22 protein-coding genes are annotated in these 22982 nt (G+C 29.7%); all 22 read left to right on the top strand.

The features are described 5' to 3' along the window. Positions 1 to 19 precede the first annotated feature (19 nt). The 22 genes from AC1RRQ_RS20095 to AC1RRQ_RS19990 all read left to right on the top strand — a co-directional run bounded on the left by AC1RRQ_RS20095 (position 20) and on the right by AC1RRQ_RS19990 (position 22971). A complete protein-coding gene (locus tag AC1RRQ_RS20095; protein WP_493024782.1) occupies positions 20 to 1303 on the top strand; it encodes a hypothetical protein in 1284 nt (427 codons plus the stop codon). A gap of 41 nt (positions 1304 to 1344) precedes the next feature. Further along, a complete protein-coding gene (locus tag AC1RRQ_RS20090; RefSeq protein ID WP_493024781.1) occupies positions 1345 to 2634 on the top strand; it encodes an oligosaccharide repeat unit polymerase in 1290 nt (429 codons plus the stop codon). 10 nt (positions 2635 to 2644) lie between these two features. Continuing rightward, positions 2645 to 3850: a glycosyltransferase gene (locus AC1RRQ_RS20085; protein WP_493024780.1), complete on the top strand. Its 1206-nt coding sequence runs from the start codon at positions 2645 to 2647 to the stop codon at positions 3848 to 3850. Between the two features lie 6 nt (positions 3851 to 3856). Beyond that, positions 3857 to 5080, top strand: a complete 1224-nt coding sequence (locus AC1RRQ_RS20080; protein WP_493024779.1) for a glycosyltransferase — start codon at positions 3857 to 3859, stop codon at positions 5078 to 5080. 2 nt (positions 5081 to 5082) lie between these two features. Then, positions 5083 to 6225 carry an N-acetyl sugar amidotransferase gene (locus AC1RRQ_RS20075; RefSeq protein ID WP_493024778.1) on the top strand — a complete coding sequence of 381 codons (1143 nt, stop codon included), beginning with the start codon at positions 5083 to 5085 and terminating at the stop codon, positions 6223 to 6225. Beyond that, the gene (gene hisH, locus AC1RRQ_RS20070; RefSeq protein WP_493024777.1) at positions 6225 to 6839 is read left to right on the top strand and encodes an imidazole glycerol phosphate synthase subunit HisH; all 615 of its coding nucleotides are present in this window, start codon (positions 6225 to 6227) and stop codon (positions 6837 to 6839) included. The genes AC1RRQ_RS20075 and hisH overlap by 1 nt, the downstream gene beginning before the upstream one ends. A 3-nt stretch (positions 6840 to 6842) precedes the next feature. Beyond that, on the top strand, positions 6843 to 7604 hold the full coding sequence (locus tag AC1RRQ_RS20065; RefSeq protein ID WP_493024776.1) for an AglZ/HisF2 family acetamidino modification protein: 762 nt from the start codon (positions 6843 to 6845) through the stop codon (positions 7602 to 7604). A gap of 4 nt (positions 7605 to 7608) precedes the next feature. Further along, complete coding sequence (locus AC1RRQ_RS20060; protein ID WP_493024775.1) at positions 7609 to 8643, top strand: polysaccharide biosynthesis protein; 1035 nt, start codon at positions 7609 to 7611, stop codon at positions 8641 to 8643. A gap of 5 nt (positions 8644 to 8648) precedes the next feature. Continuing rightward, positions 8649 to 9068 carry a WxcM-like domain-containing protein gene (locus tag AC1RRQ_RS20055; RefSeq protein ID WP_493024774.1) on the top strand — a complete coding sequence of 140 codons (420 nt, stop codon included), beginning with the start codon at positions 8649 to 8651 and terminating at the stop codon, positions 9066 to 9068. A gap of 9 nt (positions 9069 to 9077) precedes the next feature. Continuing rightward, positions 9078 to 10196, top strand: coding sequence for a polysaccharide biosynthesis C-terminal domain-containing protein (locus AC1RRQ_RS20050; protein ID WP_493024773.1), 1119 nt, complete (start codon positions 9078 to 9080; stop codon positions 10194 to 10196). 24 nt (positions 10197 to 10220) lie between these two features. Continuing rightward, complete coding sequence (wecB, locus tag AC1RRQ_RS20045) at positions 10221 to 11360, top strand: non-hydrolyzing UDP-N-acetylglucosamine 2-epimerase (protein ID WP_493024772.1); 1140 nt, start codon at positions 10221 to 10223, stop codon at positions 11358 to 11360. Between the two features lie 9 nt (positions 11361 to 11369). Next, positions 11370 to 12575, top strand: a complete 1206-nt coding sequence (locus AC1RRQ_RS20040; protein WP_493024771.1) for a glycosyltransferase family 4 protein — start codon at positions 11370 to 11372, stop codon at positions 12573 to 12575. Beyond that, positions 12568 to 13191, top strand: coding sequence for a sugar transferase (locus AC1RRQ_RS20035; protein WP_493024770.1), 624 nt, complete (start codon positions 12568 to 12570; stop codon positions 13189 to 13191). The genes AC1RRQ_RS20040 and AC1RRQ_RS20035 overlap by 8 nt, the downstream gene beginning before the upstream one ends. After that, entirely contained in the window at positions 13184 to 14230 is a 1047-nt protein-coding gene (locus tag AC1RRQ_RS20030; RefSeq protein ID WP_493024769.1) for an ATP-grasp domain-containing protein, read from the top strand. The genes AC1RRQ_RS20035 and AC1RRQ_RS20030 overlap by 8 nt, the downstream gene beginning before the upstream one ends. An 8-nt stretch (positions 14231 to 14238) precedes the next feature. Continuing rightward, positions 14239 to 15045 (top strand): NAD-dependent epimerase/dehydratase family protein, encoded by an 807-nt coding sequence (locus AC1RRQ_RS20025; protein ID WP_493024768.1) that lies wholly within the window; start codon positions 14239 to 14241, stop codon positions 15043 to 15045. Between the two features lie 73 nt (positions 15046 to 15118). After that, positions 15119 to 16264 carry a DegT/DnrJ/EryC1/StrS family aminotransferase gene (locus tag AC1RRQ_RS20020; protein ID WP_493024767.1) on the top strand — a complete coding sequence of 382 codons (1146 nt, stop codon included), beginning with the start codon at positions 15119 to 15121 and terminating at the stop codon, positions 16262 to 16264. A gap of 9 nt (positions 16265 to 16273) precedes the next feature. After that, on the top strand, positions 16274 to 16822 hold the full coding sequence (gene rfbC / locus AC1RRQ_RS20015) for a dTDP-4-dehydrorhamnose 3,5-epimerase (RefSeq protein WP_493024766.1): 549 nt from the start codon (positions 16274 to 16276) through the stop codon (positions 16820 to 16822). Continuing rightward, complete coding sequence (rfbD, locus tag AC1RRQ_RS20010; RefSeq protein ID WP_493024765.1) at positions 16822 to 17667, top strand: dTDP-4-dehydrorhamnose reductase; 846 nt, start codon at positions 16822 to 16824, stop codon at positions 17665 to 17667. The genes rfbC and rfbD overlap by 1 nt, the downstream gene beginning before the upstream one ends. 34 nt (positions 17668 to 17701) lie before the next feature. Continuing rightward, positions 17702 to 18586 carry a glucose-1-phosphate thymidylyltransferase RfbA gene (rfbA, locus tag AC1RRQ_RS20005; protein WP_493024764.1) on the top strand — a complete coding sequence of 295 codons (885 nt, stop codon included), beginning with the start codon at positions 17702 to 17704 and terminating at the stop codon, positions 18584 to 18586. A gap of 82 nt (positions 18587 to 18668) precedes the next feature. Further along, entirely contained in the window at positions 18669 to 20636 is a 1968-nt protein-coding gene (locus AC1RRQ_RS20000; RefSeq protein ID WP_493024763.1) for a polysaccharide biosynthesis protein, read from the top strand. A gap of 152 nt (positions 20637 to 20788) precedes the next feature. Further along, positions 20789 to 21655 carry an ABC transporter permease gene (locus tag AC1RRQ_RS19995; RefSeq protein WP_493024762.1) on the top strand — a complete coding sequence of 289 codons (867 nt, stop codon included), beginning with the start codon at positions 20789 to 20791 and terminating at the stop codon, positions 21653 to 21655. Between the two features lie 53 nt (positions 21656 to 21708). After that, positions 21709 to 22971, top strand: coding sequence for an ABC transporter ATP-binding protein (locus AC1RRQ_RS19990; protein WP_493024761.1), 1263 nt, complete (start codon positions 21709 to 21711; stop codon positions 22969 to 22971). The last annotated feature ends 11 nt before the right edge of the window (positions 22972 to 22982 follow it).

Below are 22982 nucleotides of genomic sequence, written 5' to 3'. Positions count from 1 at the left end.
GATTCATAAATTCCATAAAATGGAATCAGAAAATAATCTTTTTGACCTAGGAAAAGAGATTAATTTGCCATTATGGGATATAATACGTTATAATGTTTATTTGAAGTATTACTATCCGGAGAAAGATCGTATAAAATTATCCAAGAATGTTAAACATGGATTTAAAGACTATTTCAAAATAGTTATTAAATTGATTACTTTTATAGTTGGTGTTCTTAGAAAAAAAAGTGAAATAGTTATTTTGACAGCCTCAAGATATACTAATGAAAAAGGTAAGTATTATGATAAATCAGCAATGCCTTTAATAAAAACTTTGGATGGTAAATGTATGGTAGTTGAGCCTATTCTGTCTGCAGAACTTGCTTACGATTACATATACGATTTCAGTAATGTATTTAGGCGATTTTCTAAAAAAAGCAACATCTCAATTGAGTTTTATAATTTAATAAAGAATGCTCTAGAAATAGAATTTGGAGAATGTCTAATCTCATTTAGCGAAATAAATTTAATTATAAGAGATTTTAAAAGTGATTATTTGTTTTATAAAACATTTTTTTCTTTAGTCAAAAATCGTAAATTAATTATCTGTACCGGAAACCCAAAAGCATCTATACTTGCTGCACATGATTGTAATTGTGAAACTTATCTTATGCAACATGCAGGAATAGAAATCGATGAAGTTGATTATTCTTATCCTCAGGGTATCTCTGAAAATTCGTTTATTATATATCCTAAATATGTGCTTACTTTTGGTGAATATTGGTGCAGAGGTATAAATGTACCGGTAAAAAAAATCATACCTATAGGTAACGATTACTTTTCTAATACACCAAAAATTGAATTAGATGGTTCTATTCTGGTTATTTCTACTCGGGTTCATGGAGGAGAGTTGAGTAAATTAACATTAACATTAGCGATCGAAAGACCAGACTTAAAGTTTGTTTATAAGTTACATCCAAACGAATTTCATTTAAGTGATGAATATGTAGAGTATTTTAAAGGCAATACCAATGTTAGTATAATTACAAATGAGGTTGATACTACAATTTTAATTGCAAAGTCGCAGTTGGTTGTTCTTATTGTATCAGCAGTAATTTACGAAGCTCTAAATCAAAACAAGAAAGTAGCAGTTTTAAAAAAAATAAATTATAAAAGGCAGCTGCATTTATCTCAATTTAAGAATCTTTATTTTTTCGACTTACCAGAAGAGATCTATGATATTTTGGACAAAAAAGCTGAAGAAAATAATTGTGATTTTTACAAAAAATCAGATAGATACTTAATTAAAACAATTTTTCAATAGATAGCTTTATACATTTTTGTGTTTAGTTTCATCACTTCAATATGATATTAATTTATTTCATTTTATTATTTATTATTTATCTACGATCAAAATCGATAGTAACCTTTTTTATTTTATTACAGGTTATTTCTTTAATCGGAATGATATTTATAGGTCAAGATTATGAAATAAACACTCTTTTTAAATTTTTTAATCTTGTATTGACAATCGTTCTATTAACTTTAATTATTTTACCTTGGCAAAGCTTTAAGCAGATAAAAGAAATAACTTTTAAAAATGAAGCAAAACTAAAAAAGCTGACAAAATTTCTATTATTTATTTCAATTATACCCTTCATTACTTTTTTAATAACCTCAGTATTTGTTTTTTTATTTGTTGAAGACATCAATACTTTTAAATACGCTGAGGGAGTTTCTACAGATTTTTATTACAGCCTTCCATTTGATGTACGATTAATAATTCTTTCGTCTTTTATATATGGTTATAGCTATTTTTTAATTCCATTACATTTCTATTATCTAGCGAAAAAAAATTATAAATTATCTATTTGGTGTTTTGTATTGTCTTTAAATATTGTACTATTTGGTCTTACTTACTTTTCGCGGGCAGTTTTTGTTCAATATGCTTTAATTTATATAGCATTTTTGATAATGTTATATGGTACTCTTGAAAATAAGATTAAAAAATATATTAAAAACACTGTATTTGTGTTGCTTTTTTTAATGGTTCTTTACTTTGTAAATATTAGTGTTAGGCGGTTTACTGAAGATAATTTATATGCAGAAACTATTCCTTCAAATTCATTTATTCAAGATCCAGTTTTGTACAGTTACTTCGATTACCTTTCTCAATGGTACTACAACAACATGTACGTGCTTAATTCCTATGATTTTACAACTTTTAATAGTCAAATATCATTGCAGCCGGTTTTAAGCCTTTTAGGTCAATACAATATTATTAGTTATGATCCAAATGCATATTTAGCTTTTAGACAGAAAATATGGCCATTACATTGGTATACTTTTAATGGATTTGTTGCTTATACAGTTTTTGACTTAGGGTATATTTTGGCGTTAATTTCTTGTTTAATTTATTATTTTGTAATTATTAAATTAAAGCCAAAAAAGAATAAAATATCCTTGTCAAATTTATTTTTAATAGTATTGTTAATTCAAATACCATTATTAGCCATATTTTACTCTGCAGCTGGAGGTATTCTAATACCATTGTTGTTATCAATACCTATTTTTATTTATTTGAAAATTTCTTTTAAAACTAATTCTCAAACTAATACAAGTGATAGCAAGGAAAAAAACAATATAAATAATTAATAATATTGGAATGAAGTTTTTATTTATTGGCGTCTATGCCAATCAAGATGATATAATTAATTTAAATAAATTATCAAAGACTGATGCTAATATGTCAGTTGCTGCTATGAAATATACTCGTCTTATTGGGGAAGGTTTAAAACATAATGTTGGAGATAATAGTACTAATTTATTTTTGGTGCCAATTGGAATGTATCCTGCTTGTAAATTATTTTTATGGAATAAAAGAGAAGCAGATGGGAATCATTATATTCCTTTTATAAATATTATACTTTTAAAACAATTAACAATTTCATTGTATTTGTTTTATTTTTCAATCAAATGGTATTTAAAAAATAGCAGAGAAGAGAAAAAAGTAGTTGTTTTTAGTTTTATATATCTTCCATTTCTTATTGCAGTTGCTCCTCTAAAATTTTTTAAAAATTTTTATATAACTACTTTTGTGCCAGATATGCCAGAGTACGAATTTTCATATTCTAAAACTAGTTTTTCACTTAAAAGTTTTCTTGTACCGATATATATATGGCTATGCAGAAAGGTTATTTCAATAACAGATTATTTTGTTTTTATAACTAAATATATGGTAGATTTTTATCCCAAAAGACCTTATTCTATTACAGAAGGTTTTACAGATAGTCAAATTAATGACGAATTAATAATTGAATATTCAAATAAAAATGCAATAATGTACGCTGGAGCATTATTTGAAAAATTTGGAGTAAAACTTTTAATAAATACTTTTATAAAGCTTAAAGGAGATTATGAATTGTGGCTTTTTGGGAGTGGAGATATGGAAGCGGAGGTAATAAAGACAGCAAAGAAAGACCCCCGGATTAAGTACTTTGGAAACAGACCAAATGAGGAAGTTTTAAGTTATGAGAAAAAGGCTAAATTGCTAATTAATCCAAGGTTTTCTGATAATGAATTTACGAAGTTTTCTTTTCCATCTAAACTAATGGAATATATGGCTTCAGGTACTCCTGTCTTGACAACAAAACTCCCTGGGATACCAGACGACTACTTAGATAAAATGTTTTACATTGAATCAGAAACAAAAGAAGGATTTGAACAATCAATATTGGATTGTTTGTCAAAATCACAGAAAGAACTTGATGTGTTTGGCGAATCTGCTAAATCTTATGTATTGCAAGAAAAAAATAATTTTATGCAAATAAAAAAGATTTTAGAGAGTATGAATTATGAATTAACCAAGTAACAAAAAATGCCAAAACTTTTACAAATAGCAGTTGAAGCTAATAAGGGCTCGGTTGGTAGAATTGCAGATCAAATTGGTGATACAGTTATCGAAAATAGCTGGTCTAGCTATGTTGCATATGCAAGAAGTGATAACTCGAGTACATCTGAGTTAATAAAAATCGGGACAGAATTTGATGTTTATTGGCATGGAATTGAGACAAGAATTTTTGATAATCATTGTATGAGCTCAAGACAGGCTACTAAGAATTTTGTGAAATTGTTAGATACAATTAAGCCGGATATTATTCATTTACATCATCTTCATGGTTATTTTATTAATATAGAAATTTTATTTAATTATTTAAAGGAAAGTAATATACCTGTAGTTTGGACCTTTCATGATTGTTGGTCTTTTACTGGACATTGTGCGTATTTTGATTTTGTGGGTTGTGAAAAATGGAAAACTGAATGTTATCATTGTGAACAAAAAAACGAATATCCCAAGAGTTTAATTTTTGATCGATCTAGACAAAACTTTTTAGATAAAAAGAGAATTTTTACATCCTTACAAAATTTAACAATTGTCCCTGTATCAAATTGGCTGGCAGAAAAGGTTTCTGAATCATTTCTTTCAGAGATTCCTCTCCAAGTAATTCAAAATGGTATAGACTTAAAAACCTTTTATCCTAAAAATTCTAGAGAATTTATAAATGAGAAATATGAATTGAAGGATAAATTCATTATTTTGGGTGTAGCGAGTACTTGGGATAAAAGAAAAGGATTTGATGAATTCATTAAATTAAATGATTTAATTGATAAAAATATCTATTCTATTATCTTAGTAGGATTGGATGATGATTTATTAAAAAAAATACCTAGCAATATAATAGGAATTAAACGAACGGAGAGCGTTAATGAACTTGCGGATCTTTATTCTGCAGCGGATGTCTTTGTGAACCCAACTTTTGAAGACACTTTTCCCACAACAAACTTGGAATCACTTGCTTGTGGAACTCCTATTATCACTTACAAAACAGGAGGGAGTACTGAATCAGTAAGTGAAGATACTGGAATAATTATAAACAAGGGAGATGTTGTAGGTTTGTTAAATGCAGTAGAGTCAATAAAAAATAAGGGCAAAAATTTTTATGTAAAAAATTGCATTAATAGTGCAATTTTAAATTTTGATAGAAAAATAAAGTTCAACGAATATTTTAAACTTTATAATGAATTATTAAATAAGAAATAACTATGAACGAAAGATCGTATAAAATTTGTACAAAAACTATAATGGATACTTCAGATCCAAATATCATATTTAATGAAAATGGTGAAAGTGATTATTATGTTAATTTTATAAATGAGATACTTCCTAGTTGGAATACAGGTCAGGAAGGTATGGCAGAACTAATGCGTACTGCAGAAAAAATAAAAAAAGATGGTAAAAATCGTGATTTTGATTGCATAATAGGCTTAAGTGGTGGACTTGATAGTTCATATGTAGCATATATTGCAAAAGAAGTTATGGGATTACGTCCATTATTATTTCATGTCGATGCTGGATGGAATACAGATAAAGCAGTTGGAAATATTGAGAAATTAGTAAATGGATTAAATGTTGATTTATATACAGATGTTATAAATTGGGAGGAAATGAAAGATTTACAAAGAGCCTTTTTTAAATCTCAGATAGCAGACCAAGATATGCCTCAAGACATTGCATTTTTTTCAAGTCTATATAAATTTGCAAAAAAAAATAAAATTAAATATGTACTAACAGGGGGGAATTTTAGCACAGAATGCTGTCGAGAGCCTGAAGAATGGGGTGCATATCCAGGTATAGATAGTACACTTATTAATAGTATTTACAAAAAATTTGGAAATAGAAAATTAAAAACATTTCCTATTGTTGATATCATAAAATATAAACTGTACTATAAATACGTTTTAGGAATGGAAGTTTTTAAGCCATTAAATTTAGTTCCATATGTAAAGAAAGATGTTGAGGAATTATTATTTGAAAAATTTGGATGGGAAAAATTTCAACATAAACATCATGAATCTAGATTTACAAGATTTTATGAAGATTATTGGATGCCAAGAAAATTTGGTTATGAGAAAAGAAGAGCCCATTTTTCGAGTTTGATTTTAACAAATCAGATGACAAGAGAAGAAGCCTTGGAAAGAATTTCAAAACCTGAATTAGATGAATTTACACTTCAAAAAGAATTCGATTATGTTGCAGAAAAATTAGATTTTTCTAGAGAAGAATTACAAAACATTTTTGAAGGAGAAAATAAAACCTTCCATGATTATAAAAATAAAAGAATTCTAATTGGTTTAGGAGCTAAGACTATGCGTAAATTTGGATTAGAAAAAAGATTATTCAGATAATGATAACATTAATTGATTACGGAGTTGGAAATATAGATGCTTTTGCTAATGTTTACAAACGTTTAAATATAGAAACTAGAGTTGCTAAGTGTCTGGCTGATCTGGAATATGTTGAGAAAATAATTTTACCAGGCGTTGGTTCTTTTGATTATGCTATGGAAAGACTCAATCAGTCAGGAATGAGAGAAAGACTAGATGAACTGGTATTAATAAATAAAGTACCAGTAATTGGAATTTGTGTAGGAATGCAAATGATGGGAAACAAAAGTGATGAAGGAAATTCAGAAGGTTTAAAGTGGATCGATGCAGATATTATTAAGTTTGATCCAGAAAATATAAATTTTGTTACGAAACTTCCTCATATGGGATGGAATGATGTTGTTCCAACTAAAGAGACAAAACTTTTTACCAGTTTAGAAAAAGATAGTTTATTTTATTTCTTGCATTCGTATTATTTTAAGTGTAATAATAACGAAGACAGTATAGCTGAGACTGAATATGGAGATTTTTTTACTTGTGCAGTAAATCACGAGAATATTTACGGGATCCAATTTCATCCTGAAAAAAGCCATCATTATGGTGAAATTTTGTTGAATAATTTTGCTAAATTATAAAATATGTTAAGACCAAGAATTATTCCAAGTCTACTTATTCATGAGGGAGGATTAGTAAAAACTGTAAATTTTAAAAATCCTAAATATATTGGAGATCCTATAAATGCCGTTAAGATTTTTAATGAAAAAGTTGTTGATGAACTTGCAGTTTTTGATATTGACGCATCAGTTTTAGGAAGAGAACCTAATTACAAACTAATAAAAAACCTTGCTGTTCAGTCAAGAATGCCACTTTGTTATGGAGGAGGTGTAAAAACAGTTCTCCAAGCACAAAAAATTTTTGGACTTGGTATTGAAAAAATTGCATTAAGTTCAGCTGTCTTAGAAAACCCAAAAATTATTACTGAAATTGCTGATAAAGTTGGGTCACAGAGCGTTATAGCTGTGTTAGATGTTAAAAAAAAACTTTTAGGAGGTTATGAAGTGTATATTCATAATGGAAAAAAAGCAACAGGAAAAGATCCTTTAAAATTTGTTGAAGAACTTCAATCTCTTGGTGTGGGTGAGATTATCATTAACTCAATAGATCAAGATGGTGTTATGAAAGGTTATGATTTGAACCTTATTAATAAAGTCCGATCAAAAATTAGCGTACCATTAACTGTGCTTGGCGGTGCTGGGAGCTTAGAAGATATTCAAAAAGTGATACAAGCTCATGGAGTAATAGGCGTAGCAGCAGGAAGTTTATTTGTTTTCAAAGGTAAATATAAAGCCGTTCTTATTAATTATCCGGTAAAGAGTGAAAAGGAAAACTTATTTAGATAAAAATATGAAATTTACAAATAAAACATTATTAATAACAGGAGGTACAGGATCTTTTGGAAATGCAGTACTTAATAGATTCTTAACTACAGATCATTTTAGTGAAATACGCATATTCAGTAGAGATGAAAAGAAACAGGATGATATGCGAAATCATCTAAAAAATGATAAACTAAAGTTTTATATAGGAGATGTAAGAGATTACAATAGTGTAGAACGTGCCATGCGTGGTGTTGATTATGTGTTTCATGCCGCTGCTTTAAAACAAGTTCCTTCATGCGAATTTTTTCCTTTAGAAGCTACAAAAACAAATGTTTTTGGGACACAAAATGTTATTGATGCAGCTGGGTTTAATAAAGTTAAAAAAGTAATTTGTTTAAGTACAGATAAGGCTGCATATCCTATTAATGCTATGGGAATTTCAAAGGCTTTAATGGAAAAAGTTGCAGTTGCCGCATCAAGAAATCTTACAGACACAACAGTTTGCCTTACTCGTTATGGTAATGTAATGGCCTCTAGAGGATCTGTTATTCCTTTGTTTTTAAAACAAATCAAAGAGAATAACCCAATTACGATAACAGATCCTAACATGACACGTTTTTTAATGTCATTAGATGAGGCAGTAGAGTTGGTATTATTTGCTTTTGAAAATGGTAATCCAGGTGATTTGTTTGTAAATAAGGCTCCTGCAGGAACCATTGGTGATTTAGCACAAGCGTTAAAAGAACTTTGTAAAGCAGATACTGAAATCAAAATTATTGGAACACGTCACGGGGAAAAATTATATGAAACGCTATGTACTCGTGAAGAAATGGTTAAAGCTGAAGATATGGGTGAATTTTATCGTATCCCTGCTGATAACCGTGATTTAAATTATGCTCAATACTTCTCAGAAGGAGAACAGGATATCTCTTTGATCGAAGACTATCATTCTCATAATACTGAACAGCAAGGAGTAGAAGGTATGAAGAAATTATTATCTACTCTTCCTCTTATTAGAAAAGAAGTTTTTGGTGAAGATGTGGCTCAAATGCCAGGTTAAGAGTCATGACGCGATTAAAATTAATTTCAGGTAATTGTCACGCAGACCAAAGAGGCTTTTTGTTTTATAATAATGAGTTTGACGCTTCAAAAGTTAAAAGAATATATATTTTAGAAAATATAAATATTGATTTTATAAGAGGTTGGCAAGGACATCAAATAGAGCAAAGATGGTTTTCTGCAATTACAGGAAAATTTAAAATAGAATTGATTCAAGTAGATAATTGGGAAAAACCTTCTAAAAAATTAGAAGTAAATACATTTATAATTTCTTCAGATACTTTAGATGTAATTCATGTTCCTCAGGGATATATTAGTAGTATCCAATCACTAGAGTCTAATTCTAAATTGTTAGTAATGGCTGATTATTTATTAGGAGAAACTCAAGATGAATATCGTTATGATATTGATTATTTTAAAATTTAAAATCAAAGAATGTTAAAAATAGGAATTACTGGACAAGCTGGATTTGTTGGATCACATTTGTATAATACAATTGGTTTATTTCCAGAAGAATTTATACAAATTAATTTTCAAAAAGAATTTTTTGAAGATGAAAATAGATTAGATGATTTTGTAGCTGAATGTGATGTAATTGTACATTTGGCAGCTATGAACCGTCATAATGATCCCCAAGTAATTTATGAAACAAATTTAACTCTGGTAAAAAAGTTAATACACTCTCTAAAGAAAACAGAAAGTAAAGCTCATGTTATTTTCTCATCTTCTACACAAGAAGACAGAGATAATCTATACGGAAAATCTAAGAAGGAAGGTAGAGAATTAATGATTGATTGGTCAGACAATTGTCAAGGTAAATTTTCTGGTATGATTATACCTAATGTATTTGGCCCTTTTGGTCATCCTAACTATAATTCTGTTATTGCAACTTTTTGTTATAAGTTATCACACAATGAAACACCTTCTATTGATGTAGATGGAGATTTAAAATTGATTTATGTAGGAGAACTAGTTGAAGCCATAATTGATGAAATTAGAGGCCAGAAAAGCAACCCAGAAATAGTTGTAAAACATACATCAGAATCTAAAGTTTCGAAGATTTTGAGTTTGTTAGAGAAGTATAAGTCAGAATATCAGTGCAAAGGAATTATTCCATCTATAGACAACACATTTGAGTTGAATTTATTCAATACTTATCGTTGCTACATGGATATAAAGAATCATTTTCCAGTAAAATTTGTTGAGCATACAGATCCTAGGGGCTCATTTGTAGAAATTATTCGTTTAGGAGTGGGTGGTCAAGTTTCATTTTCAACAACAGTTCCGGGAATTACTCGTGGTAATCATTATCATACCAGGAAAATAGAACGTTTTGCGGTTATAAAAGGAAAAGCATTAATACAATTGCGTCGCATAGGCACAAATGAAGTTTTAGATTTTTATCTTGACGGGAATGAACCTTCTTACGTTGACATGCCAATCTGGTATACTCATAATATTAAAAATATTGGAGATGAAGTATTGTATACCAATTTTTGGATAAATGAATTTTATGACCCAAATGACCCAGATACTTATTTTGAAAATGTTTAATAATAATATAATAGCAGCAATATAATGAAATCAAGATTAAAAGTAATGACTGTGGTTGGTACAAGGCCAGAGATTATTCGCCTTTCGAGAGTTATGGCGGCTTTAGATAATTCGGATGCTATTGAGCATTTAATTGTACATACAGGTCAAAACTATGATTATGAATTAAACCAAATATTTTTTGATGATTTAGGAATTCGTAAACCTGATTTTTTCTTAAACGCCGCTGGCGCAACAGCTACCGAAACTGTAGGTCAGATTTTAATTAAAATTGATCCTCTTTTAGAGACAGAAAAGCCTGATGCATTTTTAGTTTTAGGGGATACTAATAGCTGTCTTTGTGCTATTCCTGCTAAAAAGCGACATATTCCTATTTTTCACATGGAGGCAGGAAACCGTTGCTTTGATCAACGTGTTCCAGAAGAAACGAATAGAAAAATTGTAGATCACGTTTCAGATGTGAATTTAACATATAGTGATATTGCCAGAGAATATTTATTAAGAGAAGGCTTGCCAGCTGATAGAATTATTAAGACTGGTTCACCTATGTTTGAAGTTTTAAATCATTATTTACCATATATAAAATCGTCTGATGTTTTAGAAAGATTAGAATTAAAAGAAGGTGAATTTTTTGTAGTTTCTTCACATAGAGAAGAAAATATCAACAGCGAGAAAAACTTTCAAGGTTTAATGGATAGTTTAAATCTTATAGCTGAAAAATACAATTATCCAATTATTGTCAGTACTCATCCACGAACTCGCAATATGATTGAGAAAAAAAATATTCAAATGCATAAAAATGTTCAATTTTTAAAGCCATTAGGTTTTAATGATTACAATGCTTTGCAAATGAAATCCTATGCAGTTTTATCAGATTCAGGGACGATTTCAGAAGAATCTTCTGTATTAAACTTTAGAGCTCTTAATATTAGAGACGCACATGAAAGACCAGAAGCGATGGAAGAAGCTTCTGTAATGATGGTTGGATTAAGTCCCGAAAGAATCATGCAAGGTTTAGTGCAACTGCAATATCAAAAAACAGGAAACGAAAGAAATTTTAGACCAGTTGAAGATTATTCGATGCCAAATGTTTCAGAAAAAATGGTACGTATCATTTTGAGTTATACAGATTATGTTAAACGTGTTGTTTGGAGCGAGCTATAGTCTAGAAAAATGAAAGTACTTTTTTTGACTATGGTTAAGATAAATTCCTTCACAGATAGAGGAATATACAATGATTTACTTCGAAAGTTTTATAAAGAAGGTCATGAAGTTTTTGTTGTTTGCCCAATTGAAAGAAGAGAAAAAAAGAAAACATATATCCTAAACCAAAAAGAAGGTGTTATTTTGAATGTTCAAACTTTGAATCTTCAAAAGAGTAATATTGTTGAAAAAGGAATTGGTACTTTGGCAATTGAATATCAATTTCTTTCTGCAATAAAAAAAAACTTTTTTGGGATAAAGTTCGATGTTATTATTTATTCTACGCCTCCAATCACATTTTCAAAAGTAATTAGTTTTATAAAAAAAAGAGATCAAGCTTATTCCTATTTACTTCTTAAAGATATTTTTCCTCAAAATGCAGTTGATATGAAAATGCTAAAAGAGAAAGGATTATTGCATAAACTATTCTTAAAAAAAGAAAAAAGACTTTATGAAGTTTCGGATACAATTGGATGTATGTCAGAAGCTAATAAAAAGTATATAATAGACCATAATCCAAATATTGATTTGAAAAAAATTGAAGTAAATCCCAATTCTATTGAGCCAATAGATTTTTTTCAAAGTAATGAGGATAAAATAGCAATAAGAGTAAAATATAATTTGCCTGTCAATAAAAAGATATTTGTCTACGGAGGTAATCTCGGAAAACCACAAGGAATTAATTTTTTATTAGAAACTATTGAATTTAATTCAAATCCGGATGCTTTTTTCTTAGTTGTGGGTTCTGGAACTGAATTTAATAGAATTAAAAAATGGTTTGAAGAAAAAGATCCAAAGAATTCTAAATTATTAGAGGGATTGCCAAAAAAAGATTATGATATGCTATTAAATGCATGTGATGTTGGTATGATTTTTTTGCATAAAGATTTTACGATACCAAATTTTCCTTCTAGATTATTATCTTATTTAGAAATGAAAAAACCCATCATTGCAGCGACAGATTTAAATACAGATATTGGTTTAGTTATTGAAAAAAATAATTGTGGATATTTTGTTGCCTCTGGAGATGTTCTGTCTATGAACAATGCTATCGAAAATATGGTAAATAATGAAGATGTTTTTCAAATTATGAGAGAAAACGCTTTGAATTTGCTTAAAGATAAATATACTGTAGATATATCATATGAATTGATAAAACAAAAAATAGATGTATAGATTTTTTTTTAAAAGGCTTATTGATTTTTTAGCTTCTTTTTTGGTTCTTCTTATTTTTTCTCCATTAATAATCGTTTTGATTTTATTCCTGGCTTTTGCTAATAATGGGAAACCTTTTTTTGTCCAAAAACGTCCAGGGAAGAATGGGGAAATATTTAAAATAATAAAGTTTAAAACGATGAATGATAAAAAAGATTCAAATGGGAATCTTTTATCAGATGCAGAAAGATTAACGAGAATTGGTATGTTCGTAAGAAAAACATCTCTAGATGAAATTCCACAGTTAATTAATGTTTTAAAAGGTGATATGAGCTTAATTGGTCCTAGGCCTTTATTGCCAGAATATTTGCCATTATATAATGACTTTCAAAAAAAACGCCATGATGTTAAACCTGGTATTACAGGCTGGGCACAAGTTAATGGAAGAAATTCGGTGTCTTGGGAAAAAAAATTTGAACTTGATGTCTGGTATGTTAACCATTTAAGTATACTTGTAGATTTGCGAATCATTTTCCTTACTCTAAAAAAGGTAATTATTTCAGACGGAGTTTCACCAGAAGGGTTTGTTACAATGCCAAGATTTGATGATTTAAAACTAAATAAAAATAATGAATAAAAATATATTAGTTACAGGAGCTGGAGCTCTTTTAGGACAAGGTATTTTAAGGCTGTTGCAAGTAGCAGATTTTCCAAAAAAAATATTTACTGCTGATCCTGATTCAAGGTCAACTGGCCATTGGTTAGGAGATTATGCAATTACAATTCCTAAAGCAAACGACGATCTTTATATTAATAAAATTATAGATATAGTAAAACTTCATAGTATTGATGTTATTCTGGTAGGGACAGATGTAGAATTACCTATATTTTCAAAGTATAAAAAACATTTTGCTGCTGAATTGAATTGTTTAGTAATTGTTAGTGATGAGGATGTTATAAATATCGCTAATGATAAATTTTTGACGGCTTCCTTTCTTGAAAAAAATAATTTTCCATATCCAATTTCTGTTATGGCAAATGATATGTCAAAATTGAAGGAAATTGAAGAAAAACTTGGTTTCCCTCTTTTTGCTAAACCATTTGATGGTGCAAGATCATTAGGAATCAAAAAAATTAATAATCATGATGAACTTATGGAAATTTATGATCCAAACAGTAATCTGGTCGTGCAGCAATTTTTATCTGAAGATGAAGGAGAGTTTACTTCCGGATGTGTTGTTCTGAATGGAGTATGCAGAGCTATTGTAACTCTGAAAAGAGATTTAAGAGATGGTAATACTTATAGAACTTATAGAAATTCGGAAACTTCAAAATATGATAAATTTATTATTCCTATTGCAGAAAAACTAAACCCTGATGGGCCAGTTAATTTTCAATTTAGGATTAAAGATGATAAACCGGTAATTTTTGAAATAAACGGAAGATTTAGTGGAACAACCCCTCTTCGTCATTTTTATGGATTTAATGAGGTTGAGAAGATTTTGAAATATCATTTATATGGGGAAGAGATTGTCGCACCTAAATTAAAAAATGGTGTTGTAATGAGAACATGGTCAGATGTATTTGTAGAGGAATCAGAATTTGATGCACTGAATAATAATAATATATTAGAAAGTCCAAAAGGTGAATTTCATAATTTTAGTTTAACAAAATAATATATATTATGGTTGCTGTAATTGGTGCAAATGGTTTTTTAGGTAGTCGTTTGACTTATTCTTTATTGCAAAAAAACAAAAAAGTTATTGCTGTTCATAACGGTAATACTTCTAGTATTGATTCTAGAGCGACTTTAATAAAAACAGATTCTTTTTTAGATTCAGATCTTAATCCAACTGAGATTTATTTCTCTGCGGGAAGCTACTCATGCTCACACCAAGAGCTGCTTCAAATAAATAATTTATTATATGAAATTTCAAAAAAATTTATTACTTCAAAAATAATATTTATATCAAGTACAAATGTTTATGGAATGCATAAGGATGTGATTTCGATAAATTCATCATTTAATGATCCAGGCTTATATGCAATATCAAAAATTGCTGGAGAATTTATAGTTCGGTCACATGAAAAATATGCTATTCTTCGACTTACTTACTTATATGGTCCAGGCTTAAATAATAAATCTTTTTTACCAAATTTAATTGCCAATTCAAAAGAAAAAGGAGAAATTACTCTTTTCGGAGATGGAAAGCGATTTCAGGATTACTTATATATTGATGATGCAATTTCTTTATGTATGGCTTGTGAAAGTTTGAAAACAAATGAAACTTTAGTGGGAGCAACAGGAATTTCGATTTCAAACAAAGAGGTTGCCTCAATAATTAGCTCTTTTAATCAATGTCAAATCAATTATACAGGAGTCGAGACTAGCCAATCATTTAGATTTGATATTGAACATACTTTGAATAAAGTGAATTGGTCTCCTAAAATTTCTTTTAAGGAAGGCTTAAACAGCGTTCTTACTTCGTAAGAGTTTGATATGTAATTTTTATGATTATATTAAAAAAAGATAATTTAAAGCGACTAGAAAAAAATAAGAAAAAATGAATAATTTAAAAATATGGTTGTCTTCACCGCACATGGGAGGTACAGAACAAAAATATGTACAAGAAGCTTTTGATACAAATTGGGTTGCACCTTTGGGACCAAATGTAAATGCTTTTGAGAAAGATTTAGAGAATTATTTAGGGTATGATACTCAAATTGGGGCATTGAGTTCTGGAACAGCAGCAATTCATTTAGGATTAATTATGCTAGGGGTCGAAGCTGGCGATGAAGTTATTTGCCAAAGTATGACTTTTTCAGCATCTGCAAATCCAATAATGTACCAAGGGGCTATTCCTGTTTTTGTTGATAGTGAATTGGATACTTGGAATTTATGTCCAGTGGCTCTTGAAAACGCAATTGTAGATAGAATCTCTAAAGGAAAAACACCAAAAGTAATTATTGCTGTACATCTTTATGGAATGCCATATAAGATTGATGAAATTCATGATGTTGCTGCAAAGTATAATATTCCAATTTTAGAAGATAGTGCAGAAGCTTTAGGTAGTCATTATAAAAATAGAAAATGTGGGACTTTCGGAAAAATTGGAGTGCTTTCTTTTAATGGAAATAAAATTATTACAACTTCAGGCGGAGGAGCCATTGTAACCCAAAACAAAGTAATGAAAGATAAAGCTGTTTTTCTTTCTACGCAAGCACGAGATAATGCACCGCATTATCAACATAGTCATGTTGGATACAACTATAGAATGAGTAATATTTGTGCAGGTATTGGTAGAGGGCAAATGGAGGTTTTAGATGCTCATGTTCAATTACGAAGAAATATGCACGATTTTTATGTAAAGTATTTTAACAATATCAATGGTGTTACTATTTTGACAGAGCCAAATAAGGATTATTTTTCGAACCATTGGTTGTCTGCAATTGTTATAGATCCTCAAAAAACAAACGGAAAAACCAGAGAAGACTTACGTCTAGCTTTAGAGAGTAAAAATATTGAAAGTAGACCTCTTTGGAAGCCAATGCATTTGCAACCCGTTTTTGAAGATTATCCATATTATGGAAACAATGTAGCAGAAAGTCTATTTGAAAATGGATTGTGTCTGCCTTCAGGATCTAATATAACAAAAGAGGAGCTGAATAGAATTAAGAGTGTTCTTGACGGATTCTTCGATAAAAATTAATTTAATTTCATGAAATCTGAAAAAACGCCAATAAAAGATTTGTTAATTATTGAACCAATTGTTTTTGGAGATAACAGAGGCTATTTTTTTGAATCTTACAGTAAAAGTAAATTTGAAGAATTAGGTGTTAATATCAATTTTATACAAGATAATCAATCATTTTCAAAAAGAGGAACTTTACGAGGATTACATTATCAAAACCCACCATTTGCGCAAACAAAATTGATTCGAGTTATAGAAGGCGAAATTATTGATGTTGTAGTAGATTTAAGAAAGGATTCTGTTACCTATGGTAAATCATTTAATATATTGTTGTCAGCAGAAAATAAAAAGCAATTGTTAATCCCGCATGGCTTTGCACATGGTTTTTCTGTTATTAGTGAGACAGCTTTAATAACGTATAAATGTGATCAGTTTTATAACAAGGATTCTGAGGGTGGAATTAAATTTGATGATCCATCTCTAAATATTGATTGGGGAATGGATTTAGAAAAAGCTATTGTTTCTGAAAAAGATCAGGCACTTCCTTTTATGGATAATTGCAATAGTTTATTTTAATGAAAAAGATTCTTGTAACAGGAGCTAATGGACAATTAGGATCTGAATTTTCGGTTTTGTCAAACTCTTATCCGGAATTTGAATGGATTTTTGCAGACAGAACAAAGATCACATTGGATAATTTAGAATTGCTTAGGGGTCAGCTAAATGAAATTAAACCAGATTTTATCTTTAATTGTGGGGCTTATACAGCAGTAGATAAAGCAGAAACTGAAAAAGACTTAGCATTTACTATAAATCATTTGGCTGTAGAATTAATTGCAAAGTATACATTCGAAAATAACATAAGACTAATTCATATTTCAACAGACTATGTATTTGACGGATCTTCTTCTTCTTCTTTGAATGAAGAGGCAGATACAAATCCAATAAATGTATATGGAGAAAGTAAATTAGCAGGTGAATTAGCTTGTTTAAAAGAAAACCCGAATTCGATTATCATTAGAACTTCTTGGGTTTATAGCAAATTCGGCAATAATTTTGTCAAAACGATGCAACGATTAATGCAGGAGAGAGACGAAATTAATGTTGTAAATGACCAGATTGGCTCACCAACATATGCGGCAGATCTGGCTCAGGCAATGATTGATATCTTAGGGTCTTCTAATTGGATTCCGGGGATCTATAATTATTCAAACGAAGGAGAAATAAGCTGGTATGAATTTGCACTTTCTATAAAAGAATTAGGAGGATATAATTGTAACGTTGGCGGAATTCCTTCATCGTCTTATCCGACACCAGCAAAACGTCCAAAATTTTCATTATTAGATAAGAAAAAAATAAAAGAAATTTATAATCTGCCTATATCTGGTTATAAGAAAAGTTTAAAAAAAATGTTTATATAATTATGGTCATAAGATCTAATTAAAATCAAGATTTATGAAAGGAATTATTTTGGCAGGAGGGTCTGGTACACGTTTACATCCTTTAACATTAGCAATGAGTAAGCAAATGATGCCTGTTTATGATAAACCGATGATTTATTATCCATTATCAACTTTGATGATGTCTGGAATAAATGAAATTCTTATCATATCAACTCCTCATGATTTACCAAACTTTAAAAAATTATTGGGTGATGGATCGAGTTTAGGTTGTAAATTCAGCTATGCAGAGCAGGCAATTCCTAACGGTCTAGCACAAGCATTTGTTATAGGAGAAAAATTTATAGGTAATGATGATGTAGCATTAATATTAGGTGATAATATTTTTTTCGGTTCTAATATGCAAGATTTACTAAAATCTAATACAAAACCTAATGGAGGGGTAGTTTTTGCTTATCATGTTTCTGATCCGGAACGTTATGGTGTTGTTGAGTTTGATAAAAACCTAAATGCTATCTCCATTGAAGAAAAACCTGAAGAACCAAAATCTAATTTTGCAGTGCCAGGATTATATTTTTATGATAATTCAGTTATTGAAATTGCTAAAAATATTAAACCTAGCGCTCGCGGAGAGTACGAAATTACTGATGTTAACAAAGTGTATCTAGCAAAACAAGCCTTGAAAGTTGGAATATTAAGTAGAGGAACAGCTTGGTTAGATACGGGAACTTTTAATAGCTTAATGCAAGCAGGTCAGTTCGTTCAGGTTATTGAGGAAAGACAAGGTCTAAAAGTAGGTTGTATCGAAGAAATTGCATGGAGACAAGGTTTTATTAATGATGAACAATTAGAAAATCTAGCATTGCCTTTGGTTAAATCCGGTTATGGGACCTATTTAATAGAATTTTTAAAACAAAAGAGAAAAGGATCCAAAGTTTAATTTACATAAGAAATAAATTTTTAAACCTTTAATTTGTATTTTTGTAAGACAGATTGTGTTTACAAAACTAAACCAAACCAAATTGGATACAGATAATCAAACTAAAATATCATCCCTATTGTATAATTCTTTGTCACCAAGGAATTTAAGAGCCAACATAAATAGCTTAAGTTATTTGCCTAGATGGATCATTGTAGCTATTGATGTCATGGTCCTGATTTTTTCGTTTACTTTTACCTATATGCTTTTCGAAGGGACAGCATTAGGATATATTGTCACCTCACACCAATTCTATTATGTTGCAAGTTTACTTTTTGTAAACATATTTTTCTTTTGGTTGTTTAGGACCTACTCAGGAATTATTAGACACTCCTCTTATATTGACGCTATAAAACTGCTGTTTTCACAAATGTCAGTTTTAGTTTTTTTCTTATTTTTTAATTTAGTTTTTGAATTATATACCGGTCATAAAGCTTTTTTAAATACGGCACTTTTTATCAATTTGGTATTGTCATTTTGTGGCTTATTTTTATATAGAGTTATTGTGAAACAGACTTTTGAGATGTATTTTTCAGAAAAAACCAACTCAAAACTCATTAGAACCGTAATTTATGGAACTGATGCCAATGCAATTTCTGTTGCCAATGCACTGAAATTCGAAACCCCGTCTCGTTTTAAAATTGTTGGGTTTGTAGATAAAAACAATCAAAACGCATCTAAACGTATGTTAGATTTGCCAATCTTGATTTTACGTAAAAAGCTTCCAGCTTTAATGCGTTCTGTCGCTGCTGAAGGGGTTATTATTGCAGACAAGAGTTTAACAAAAGATGAGCAATTAATTATCGTTGATCAATGTCTTGAATTTAACTATAGGGTTTATACTGTTCCTTTAATTTCAGATTGGGAAAATCAAAAAGAGATTTCTCAAAAAGTAAAAAATATACAAATTGAAGATTTGTTAGAAAGAAAGCCTATCGTGTTAGATAGTAAGTCAATTTCTAAACAATTAAAAGATAAAACAGTTCTTATTACTGGAGCTGCCGGATCTATAGGAAGTGAGATAGTAAGACAAGTTCTTGGGTTTAATCCTAAAACAGTTATTATTCTGGATCATGCTGAAACGCCATTACACAACTTGTGTTTAGAAACGCTTAGCATGAATTCTACGGCTAAAATTGTAGCTGTTATTGCAGATGTAAAAAGTAAAAAAGCGCTAGACAAAGTCTTTAAAAATTACAACCCGCATGTGGTTTACCATGCGGCGGCTTACAAACATGTTCCTTTAATGGAAGAAAATCCATCACAGGCTATTTTAACAAATATAAAAGGAACAAAAAATCTGGCAGACTTATCTTGTAAATATCATGTGAAGAAATTTGTAATGGTATCGACAGATAAAGCTGTGAACCCAAGTAATGTTATGGGGGCCAGTAAGCGAATAGCTGAAAAATATGTACAGTCGTTATCTTTGAAAAATCAAATGGAGAATATTCCGGGCGTAACGAAATTCATTACAACTCGTTTCGGAAATGTTTTGGGTTCGAATGGATCTGTAGTACCTTTGTTTACCAAACAAATTGCAGAAGGGGGGCCGGTGACAATTACGCATCAGGATATCATCCGTTATTTTATGACTATTCCAGAAGCTTGCCAATTAGTATTAGAGGCTGGTGCAATGGGTAATGGTGGAGAAATCTATATTTTTGATATGGGCAAACCAGTTAGAATAATTGATTTAGCTAAGAAAATGATCAAACTTGCCGGGTTTATTCCTGACAAAGAGATTAAAATAAAAATCGTTGGATTAAGGCCTGGAGAAAAATTATATGAAGAATTACTAAATGATACTTCTAAAACGTTGCCGACTTATCATAATAAAATCATGATTGCTCAGGAAATCCAAGATGAATATGAAGATTTACATATTGATATTGATGAGTTAATTGGCATAGCAGATTTTTATGAAAATGATGATATTGTTGCGAAAATGAAGAAAATAGTGCCCGAGTTTAAAAGTATGAACTCTGCTTTTGAAGTTTTAGATAAATAAATTTAAAATGACATAAAACTTTTAGCTGAATAAAAAAGGTGTTTTTTTACAAAACACCTTTTTGCATTTTAAGGATTTTTCAAAAGAGTAAAAATCCTGTTAATTTATAATCGTAATAACATTCATACAATACACATTTATTTAAAATATTAATGAATAATACAAATTCGTCAACTGATTGGTTGTTTGAGATAAAACCTAAAAACAAGTTTTTATCCCTTAATCTTAAAGAAATTTGGCAATATAGAGATTTATTGTTACTGTTTGTAAAAAGAGATATAATTACAGTTTATAAACAAACTATTTTAGGCCCGCTATGGTATTTAATTCAGCCTTTGTTTACCTCTGTAACTTTTACTATTATATTTAATAATGTTGCAGGAATTCAAACAGGCTCTGTTCCTCCATTTTTATTTAATTTAGCCGGAATTACAGTTTGGAATTATTTTACAGCTTGTCTTAATGGAACCTCTGATACATTTAGAGCAAATGCAAGCATATTTGGCAAAGTCTATTTTCCAAGAATTATAACACCGCTTTCAGTTGTAATATCTAATTTAATAAAATTTGTAATTCAATTTTTGATTTTTATTGCATTCTATATTTTTTACTTTATCAAAGGCTATGATTTAGCTTTGAATTGGTATGTCTTGCTCTTTCCTGTGTTAATTATAATAATGGGGATTTTGGGATTAGGATTAGGGATGTTAATTTCATCTGTAGTGACTAAGTACCGTGATTTTAGTAATTTAATTAGTTTCGGAATACAATTACTAATGTATTTGTCAGCTGTTATATATCCTATGGAATTAGTTAAAACTAAACTCCCTGCTTATGCATGGATCGTGGAATATAATCCTTTAGCCTATATTATAGAAACATCTCGTTATATGCTTTTAAATATTGGTGAAGTTTCTATTTTAGGATTAAGTTATACATTAGGAGTTACAATTGCTATTTTCTTCTTAGGTCTTTTAGTTTTTAATAAAACTGAAAAAAACTTTATAGATACAGTATAAATTCAATCTGCTGTTTTATTAATTAATTTTTTTATTTCTAATTCTATTCTAAGTTGAAAGACATTATTTTAAAAGCCGAAAATATTTCTAAACAATATCGTTTAGGACAAGTAGGAACTGGGACTTTAAGTCATGACCTTAATCGTTGGTGGCACCAAATTCGTGGAAAAGAGAATCCGTATTTAAAAATTGGAGATACAAATGATCGTTCTATTAAAGGAACTTCAGACTATGTTTGGGCATTACAGGGTATTAATTTTGAAGTCCAGCGTGGAGAAGTTTTAGGTATAATTGGTAAGAATGGTGCTGGAAAATCGACGCTTTTAAAAATACTTTCAAAAGTAACTGCGCCTACAACCGGTACTATAAAATCTCGTGGGAGAATAGCATCTTTATTAGAAGTAGGAACTGGGTTTAATGGAGAGATGACAGGAAGAGAAAATATTTACCTTAATGGTGCTATTTTAGGAATGACCAAAAAGGAAATTACTTCTAAACTGGATGAGATTATTGAATTTTCAGGATGTGAACGTTATATTGATACTCCTGTAAAAAGATATAGCTCTGGAATGACTGTTCGTTTGGCATTTGCTGTAGCAGCTTTTTTAGAACCTGAAATTTTAGTTATTGATGAGGTGCTTGCAGTAGGTGATGCTGAATTTCAGAAAAAAGCAATTGGTAAAATGCAGGATATTTCAAAAGGGGAAGGAAGAACTGTTTTATTTGTAAGTCACAATATGGCGGCTGTAAAAAGTTTGTGCACTAGAGGAATTATTTTAGAACACGGAAAAGTAGTTTTTGAAGGCGGAATTGAAAATGCGGTAAGTTACTACCTGGGGGGAGATGCTGAGGCAATAAATTTAAAAACATTTGTAAAAGACTATGACTTTCCAGTCTTTAAGTTAAATGAAATTTCTTTGAAAAATGAAGGAAGAAATTCAGATGATGTGTTACTAGAAAATGAATTAATTATTTTAAGTACAAAACTAGAAATAAAAACACAGGATGCGGAAAGGTATCATTTAACATATCATTTGTATAATGAAATGGGAGAGGCTATGTTTTCGTTTTCTAATTCAGGATCAACTTCATTAAAAAGTGGTCAAAATACCATTTCTTGTAATTTTCCCAAGTCATTTTTTCAATCAGGTCAGTATTTTTTATCTCTTTTTATTGTAAAAGATTCAAAACAGCCAATTTTTGTAGAAAATGATATAATTTCTTTTACGGTTGTTGATTCTGGAAGAGAGTTGGGAACTTATATGGGGAGAGAGCCTGGTTATATAAGACCGCAATTTGAATGGACAATAGAATAATTTAAAAGATA

It is taken from the genome of Flavobacterium sp. GW821-FHT12A05 (genome assembly GCF_058807735.1).
This window is presented reverse-complemented; position numbering and strand designations above follow the sequence as displayed.

Bases quoted from the DNA above. Each gene is read 5' to 3' on its own strand.
- AC1RRQ_RS20095 (WP_493024782.1), top strand. From the start codon at position 20: ATGGAATCAGAAAATAATCTTTTTGACCTAGGAAAAGAGATTAATTTG.
- AC1RRQ_RS20090 (WP_493024781.1), top strand. From the start codon at position 1,345: ATGATATTAATTTATTTCATTTTATTATTTATTATTTATCTACGATCA.
- AC1RRQ_RS20085 (WP_493024780.1), top strand. From the start codon at position 2,645: ATGAAGTTTTTATTTATTGGCGTCTATGCCAATCAAGATGATATAATT.
- AC1RRQ_RS20080 (WP_493024779.1), top strand. From the start codon at position 3,857: ATGCCAAAACTTTTACAAATAGCAGTTGAAGCTAATAAGGGCTCGGTT.
- AC1RRQ_RS20075 (WP_493024778.1), top strand. From the start codon at position 5,083: ATGAACGAAAGATCGTATAAAATTTGTACAAAAACTATAATGGATACT.
- hisH (WP_493024777.1), top strand. From the start codon at position 6,225: ATGATAACATTAATTGATTACGGAGTTGGAAATATAGATGCTTTTGCT.
- AC1RRQ_RS20065 (WP_493024776.1), top strand. From the start codon at position 6,843: ATGTTAAGACCAAGAATTATTCCAAGTCTACTTATTCATGAGGGAGGA.
- AC1RRQ_RS20060 (WP_493024775.1), top strand. From the start codon at position 7,609: ATGAAATTTACAAATAAAACATTATTAATAACAGGAGGTACAGGATCT.
- AC1RRQ_RS20055 (WP_493024774.1), top strand. From the start codon at position 8,649: ATGACGCGATTAAAATTAATTTCAGGTAATTGTCACGCAGACCAAAGA.
- AC1RRQ_RS20050 (WP_493024773.1), top strand. From the start codon at position 9,078: ATGTTAAAAATAGGAATTACTGGACAAGCTGGATTTGTTGGATCACAT.
- wecB (WP_493024772.1), top strand. From the start codon at position 10,221: ATGAAATCAAGATTAAAAGTAATGACTGTGGTTGGTACAAGGCCAGAG.
- AC1RRQ_RS20040 (WP_493024771.1), top strand. From the start codon at position 11,370: ATGAAAGTACTTTTTTTGACTATGGTTAAGATAAATTCCTTCACAGAT.
- AC1RRQ_RS20035 (WP_493024770.1), top strand. From the start codon at position 12,568: ATGTATAGATTTTTTTTTAAAAGGCTTATTGATTTTTTAGCTTCTTTT.
- AC1RRQ_RS20030 (WP_493024769.1), top strand. From the start codon at position 13,184: ATGAATAAAAATATATTAGTTACAGGAGCTGGAGCTCTTTTAGGACAA.
- AC1RRQ_RS20025 (WP_493024768.1), top strand. From the start codon at position 14,239: ATGGTTGCTGTAATTGGTGCAAATGGTTTTTTAGGTAGTCGTTTGACT.
- AC1RRQ_RS20020 (WP_493024767.1), top strand. From the start codon at position 15,119: ATGAATAATTTAAAAATATGGTTGTCTTCACCGCACATGGGAGGTACA.
- rfbC (WP_493024766.1), top strand. From the start codon at position 16,274: ATGAAATCTGAAAAAACGCCAATAAAAGATTTGTTAATTATTGAACCA.
- rfbD (WP_493024765.1), top strand. From the start codon at position 16,822: ATGAAAAAGATTCTTGTAACAGGAGCTAATGGACAATTAGGATCTGAA.
- rfbA (WP_493024764.1), top strand. From the start codon at position 17,702: ATGAAAGGAATTATTTTGGCAGGAGGGTCTGGTACACGTTTACATCCT.
- AC1RRQ_RS19995 (WP_493024762.1), top strand. From the start codon at position 20,789: ATGAATAATACAAATTCGTCAACTGATTGGTTGTTTGAGATAAAACCT.